Below are 6,120 nucleotides of genomic sequence, written 5' to 3'. Positions count from 1 at the left end.
GGGACCGGTGCGGCGGCGCCTCCCTCCCCGGCCTGGGACGCCGCCGCGACCGGTAGCTGGCTCGCCGCCGCGGCCGGTGGCTGGCTCGCCGCCGACGTACGCGATGCCTCGGCGGCGGCGATCGACCCCTCGCCGACCGCGGCCAGGGCCGACCGCAGGGTGTCCCAGGTGCCGGCCAGATCCGACTCCGCGGCGGCGCAGGCGGCCTCGAACGCCTCGGCGCGCGTCTCGTACACCGGCACGAACGCGTGGTCGAGCCAGCCGCGCACGTCGGTGCCCACCTGGTTCAGCAGGTCCCGGTCGGTTCGGCACGCCGCGGGGCTGATCTCCAGGTCGCACAGCGACGCGAGGTCGAGGAGCTGGGCGTCGGTCAGCGAGTCGCCCGCGGTCGCGGCCGTCACCAGCAGCGCCACCTCCCCGGCGGCGAGCCCGCCGACGTGCGAGAGCGCCAGCGCCCGCACCGCCCGCGCCTTGTCGACCGCGATCCGCTCGGCCGCGTCGGCCGCGGTGTCGATGGTCGACGCCAGCGTGGCCAGCCGCGACCACGTGGAGCCCGCCGAGTGCAGCATCCCGTCCAGGTGCTCCTTGGCCGCGTCGGCCGCGCTCCCCTGCCAGGACCCGAAGACCGGCGCCGCCGCGTCCCGGAAGTCCAGGCTGTTCTCCGACATCGCGGCGCACAGCGCACGCAGCCGCTCGGCATCGGCGTGCAGCTTGCCGAACGCGATCTCGCGCTGCCGGTCGTACCGCGCCACGATGTCGCGGTCCAGGTCGAAGGCGCCGCCCCGGTACCGCGCGTAGAGCGGGCCGAAGTCGGCGAAGAAGTCGAGCCCCTCGCGGCCGGCGTCGAAGATCGCGGCCGACGAGCCCTGCCCGGTCCGGTCCTCCACCCACAGGCTCGACTCCAGCTCGCCGATAAACCGCGCCGCGTCGGCGTTGGAGGTGGTCACCGCAGCGTCCCCGCGGCGTCGTCGTCGGCCTTGAGGTAGGTGGCGAGCGTGCCCTCCAGCCGGGACAACACGGAGCTGGTCGCCTCCTGGAACTCCCGGAGCATGCGCGGCACGACGTCGTCGAGCACCTCGCCGTACAGGCGGGCGAGCTCGGCGTGGTCCGCGCCGCCGAAGTCCAGCGCACCCGTCTCCGCGCCCCCGCGCCACGTCTGGTCGCCGGCCCGGTCGGACTGCGTGCGCATGTGCTGGCACACCTGGACCAGCTCGTCGGCGGACAGCGAGAACCCAGCCATCCCCGTCCCCCCGCCCGTCATCCCGGCCCCCAGGTCCATGTGCCGCCTACCGTTCCGGGTCGACCTTGAACGAACCTTGCAGCGCGGCCAGGGTCGCGAGCGCCCGCTCCTCCCCCGGCCGGTGGCCGGTGTCCCGGCACAGCGCGAGCGCCGCGGACGCGGCCCCGGCGGCCCGGTCCGGCAGGCCCTGGGCGAGGTGCAGCTCCGCCGCCGCCCGCAGCGCCCTGGCCTCGAACACCCGGTAACCGTACCGCCGCGCGACGGCCAGCGCTTCGTCCACATCGGACAGCCGGGTCGCGCGCTCCGCGTACCGGGTGAGCACCTCCGCGAGCGCCCGGCTGTCCCCGCTCGCCCGGGCCGCCAGAACCGCCCGCTGGTGCCCGGCCAGCGCGGCCTCCGGCCGGCCGCGGCGGTCGTCGATCCCGGCCAGCACGCTCTCCGCCTCCGCGACCACCCCGTCCGCGCGCAGCTCGTACGCCAGCCGCAGCGCGTGCCCGGCCTGCTCGGCGGCCTCGTCGAGGCGCCCGAGCTCCAGGCAACCCGCGGCGAGGTTGACGTGCGCGTTGGCCCGCAGGGAGCGATGGCCCATCGCGCGGGCCAGGGCCAGCGCGCGGCGGTGCATGTCGACCGCCTCGGTGAGCTCGCCGAGCTGGCCGAGGACGAGCCCGGCGTCGGCGAGCGCGTTGGCCTCGCGGAACGGGGATGGGGCGACCGCCAGCAGGCCGAGCTCCGCGCGCAGGTGGGCGAGGGCGCGGTGAAGGAACCCGCGGCCGGCGCACACCGAGCCGAGGTTGCCGTGCGCGGCGCCCTCGGTCGCGGCGTCGCCGTCCGCCCGGGCGAGGTCGATGGCCCGGACGAGGCAGTCGATGCCGGCCTCGGCCTTGCCGACCTTCGGGTACACGAAGCCCAGCTGGGCCAGGGCGGCGGCCCGGCCACCGGCCCAGCCGGCGCGTTCGGCCTGCCGGAGAGCCTCCTCGAACGCCGCGACCGCGGCGGCGGCCGGGCCGCGCATGCGGAACAGGTAGCCCCGCGAGATGGCCGCCGTCGCCATGGCCGCCGGGTCGTCCTGTCGCCGGGCCGCGGCCACCCCCGCGTCGATCATGCGCGGCCAGTCCCCGTCGTGCGCGCGGAGCTGCAGGTAGCCGCGCAGCAGCGCGGAGAGCTGCCAGGCCAGGTCGGGCAGCCCGAGGTTCTCGGCGTTGGCGGCCAGCAGCACGAGGTTGGTTCGCTCGGCGTCGAGCCAGCCGAGCGCCTCGTCGGCGGTGAGCCCGGCGGGACCCGTGGCCGCCGGCGTGGGCATGGCGAGCGCCGGGGCGCCCACGCGGCAGGCCCGGTCCGTGGCATGCAGGTAGTACGTGCCGAGCCGGCGCAGGGCGGCGGCCCGCTCGTCGGCGTCGTCCTCGGCGCGGGCCCGCTCGCGGGCGTACTGCCAGACCAGCTCGTGGAAGGCGTAGCGGGGGTGCGGACCGAGCTCGAGCAGATGGGCGCCGGCGAGCCGGTCGAGCAGCCGCCGCGCGACGGCGTGGTCGGTGCCGGTGAGGGCCGCCGCGGCCTCGGCCGTCACGTCCACGCCGGGATGGTGGGACAGGAGCCGGAACAGCCGCCGCTGGTCGGGGTCGAGTCGCTGGTAGGACAGGTCGAACGCGCCACGCACGGCGTCCGGCCCGCCCAGCGCGTCGAGCGGGGTGGTCGCGCGCAGCTCGGCGACGTGGCGGGCGATCTCGCCGTGCGGCTCGACCAGGAGGTTGGCCGCGGCGATCCGCAGGGCCAGCGGAAGACGCCCGCACAACGCGACGAGCTCGGCGGCCGCCGCCGGATCGGCCGCGACCCGCTCGGCGCCGAGGACGTGGGTGAGCAGCGCGAGCGCGTCCGCGTCGGGCAGGCTGGCGAGCGGCAGCCGGCGGGCGCCCTCGTCGACGACGAGGCCGGACAGCCGGCCCCGCGACGTGACCACGACGACGGACCCGCCGGTGCCGGGCAGCAGCGGCCGCACCTGGTCGACCCCGGCCGCGTCGTCGAGCACCACCAGCATGCGCCGGGTGGCCAGCAGCGAGCGGAACAGCGCGGCCGCGGCGGCTTCGTCGAACGGGATCCGGTCCTCCGCGACGCCGAGTGCGTGGAGGAACCCGGCGAGCGCCTTCACCGGGAGCACCGGATCGGCGGAGTGGCCACGAAGGCTCACCTGCAGCCGCCCGTCCGGGAAGCGGCCCGCGGCCCGGTGCGCCCAGGTGAGCGCGAGCGCCGTCTTGCCGACCCCGGCCATGCCGGTCACCAGCACGATGGCCGGCTCGTCGGCGGTTTCGGTCAGCGCGTCGAGGTCGGCCAGGTGCCGGTCGCGCCCGACGAACCCCTCCGGCGGCGCGGGCAGCTGGTGCACCCGTGGCCGGGCGGCCAGGAGGTCACGATGCGCGGCGGTGAGCACCGGGCCGGGCTCGGCGCCCAGCTCGTCGGCCAGCCGGCGCGCGGTGGCGCGGTAGTGCTCCAGCGCCTCCGCGGTCCGGCCGACCTCGTGCAGCGCCCGCAGGAAGCCTGCGATCAGCGGCTCGGCCAGCGGGAACTCGCGCACCGCTTGGCGCAGCCGGGTGACCACGGCCGGAGCCGCCGCCAGCCCGGCCCACTCGGTCAGCAGCGCGAGCCGCTGCCGCCGCAGCCCCGCCCGCGCCCGGTCGATCCACGCACCGGACAGTCCGGCGAGCGGCTCACCCGTCCACAGGTCCAACGCCAGCGCCAGCGCCGCGGCCCGGTCACCGGTCCCGGCGGCCAACTCCGCCACCCGCCGCACATCGACCTCGGCGGCGCCGACGTCGATCGCGTACCCGCCCGACCGGCGGCGGACCTCGACACCGGTGCCGGCCAGCGCCTTGCGCAGCCGAGCGAGATAGGCGTAGAGCGAGTTCCTCGGCTCGGCGGGCGGCACGTCACCCCACAGCCGGTCGATGAGCGCCTCCGTGGCGATGGGCCCGCCGGTCTCCAGCAGCAGGATCGCGAGCAGGCAGCGCTGCTTGGGGGGACCGAGTTCCCGGCGCTCGCCGTCGACGAGCAACTCGACCGGGCCGAGCAGCCGGAGCTCAGCCGACACCGGCGGGCTCCGACGCCCGGACGTCCGCCGCGTACCGGCGCACCAGGTCGAGGAGCTCGAACCGGTGCCGGCCGCGCTGCTCCACCAAGCCGGCGTGGGCGAGCGCGGTGAGGATCCGGCGCGCCTGCGTCACCTCGACACCGGCGAGGGCGGCGGCCAGGTGAGCGGTGCACGGCGTGCCGGGTGGCAGGCCGCCAAGTCGGCGGAACAGCCGCCGCTGCTCCTCGGGCAGCCGCCGGTAGGAGCGCTCGAACGCGGCCCGGACCGAGGCGTCCTCGGTCTCCAGCTCGCCGAGCGGATCGCCGTCGCGGAGCTCCCGCGCGTAGTCGGCGAGGCCCGCGCCGGGGTGGTCGAGCAGCCGGGCGGCCGCGATCCGGAGGGCGAGCGGCAGGTGGTCACACACCCGCGCCAGCTCGTGGGCGCCGTCGAGGTCGGCGGCGATCCGGGCGGTGCCCAGCTGGCCGGCCAGCACCGCGACGGCGCCGGCCGGCGACAGCGGGCCGAGCCGGATTCGGTCGCCCGGCAGCTCGGCCAGGCGGTCCGCGCCGGTGACCACGGCGAGGCAACCGGGCGTGGGCGGCAGGAGCGAGCCGACCTGGGTCGCGTCGGCGACGTTGTCGAGCAGCACGAGCACGCGTCGCGCGGCCATCAGCTCGCGGTAGCGGACGGTCGCCGCCGCGAGGTCCGGCGGCACGTCCCGCGAGGGCTCGCCGAGGGCACGCAGGAACCGGGGCAGGATCGCCGCGGCCGGGTGACCGTGGAGGTCGGCGTACAGCTGGCCGTCCGGGAACCGCCGCGCGGCACGGTGTGCCCAGGTGAGCGCGAGCGCGGTCTTGCCGATCCCGGCCAGTCCGGTGACGACGACCGGCCCGGTCCCGCCGTCGAGCCGGCGCAGCTCCTCGGCGCGACCGGCGAACCCGCGGGGAGCCGCGGGCAGCTGCGCCGGCGTGGTCGCCGGTCTGGTCGCCGGTGTTGTCGCAGGTCTGGTCGCCGAGGTTGTCGCCGGTGTTGTCGCCGAGGTCGGCGTGCTGCCGGCCGGCCCGCGCAGCAGCCGCAGGTGCAGCTCACGCAGCTCCGGCGCGGGCGCGGCACCGACGTCGGCCACCAGCCGGCAGCGGTGGACCTCGTACCGCTCCAACGCCTCCGCGGTCCGCCCCTCCGCGTGCAGTCCCCGCAAGAACGCCGCGACGAGCGGCTCGGCGTCCGGGTAGTCGTCGAGCGCGTCGCCGCAGCGCCGGACCACCTCCGCCGCCCGGCCCTCGTCCAGGGCCGCGCGCGCCCACGCGGCGAGCAGCCCGACATGGCGACGGTGCAGCCCGACCCGCACCCGCTCCACCCACTCCCCCGCCAGCCCGTCCAGCGGCTCACCGCGCCACTCCCGCAGCGCGAGGTCGAGAAGGTCGAGCGGCGCGGACCGGTGCCCGTTGGCGACGAACCGGTGCAGGTCCACCTGCTCGGGCGCGGCGACGAGCAGGTACCCCGGTCCGGTCTTCGCTATGTCGACCCCCACCTGCCGCAGTTCCTTGCGCAGCCGGGCGATGTAGCTGTAGACGACGTTGCGCGCCTCGGCCGGCCGCGTGCCGCCCCACACCCGCGAGACGAGCAGGTCCACCGGTATCGGCCGCCCGGCCCGGAAGGCGAGCGCCGCCAGCACGCACCGCTGCTTGGCGGGCCCCAGCTCCACCACGCCGTCATCGACCCAGACCTCGACCGGACCAAGCAGGCGAACGTCCACCCGTCCACCCCCTCCGTCGATCGCGCTCCCGATTCCGTTCACCATTGTGGGACGCCGGCCCGGCAC

4 protein-coding genes are annotated in these 6,120 nt (G+C 77.1%); all 4 read right to left on the bottom strand.

Annotated features, from left to right (window positions below):
* Positions 1-947 (bottom strand): hypothetical protein (locus VGD70_RS01655; protein ID WP_331077338.1); only part of this gene is annotated, 947 nt, incomplete at its 3' end.
* Positions 944-1,240: a hypothetical protein gene (locus VGD70_RS01650; protein WP_331077336.1), complete on the bottom strand. Its 297-nt coding sequence runs from the start codon at positions 1,238-1,240 to the stop codon at positions 944-946. The genes VGD70_RS01655 and VGD70_RS01650, both read right to left, overlap by 4 nt.
* Positions 1,241-1,286: 46 nt before the next feature.
* Positions 1,287-4,319, bottom strand: a complete 3,033-nt coding sequence (locus VGD70_RS01645; protein WP_331077332.1) for a BTAD domain-containing putative transcriptional regulator — start codon at positions 4,317-4,319, stop codon at positions 1,287-1,289.
* Positions 4,309-6,054: an AfsR/SARP family transcriptional regulator gene (locus VGD70_RS01640; RefSeq protein ID WP_331077330.1), complete on the bottom strand. Its 1,746-nt coding sequence runs from the start codon at positions 6,052-6,054 to the stop codon at positions 4,309-4,311. Before VGD70_RS01640 ends, VGD70_RS01645 begins: the two co-directional genes overlap by 11 nt.
* Positions 6,055-6,120: the final 66 nt, after the last annotated feature.

The organism is Actinophytocola sp., assembly GCF_036402745.1.
Lineage (GTDB): Bacteria > Actinomycetota > Actinomycetes > Mycobacteriales > Pseudonocardiaceae > Actinophytocola.
Note: the sequence above shows the minus strand (reverse complement) of the source record. Positions and strands in the feature narration are given on the sequence as shown.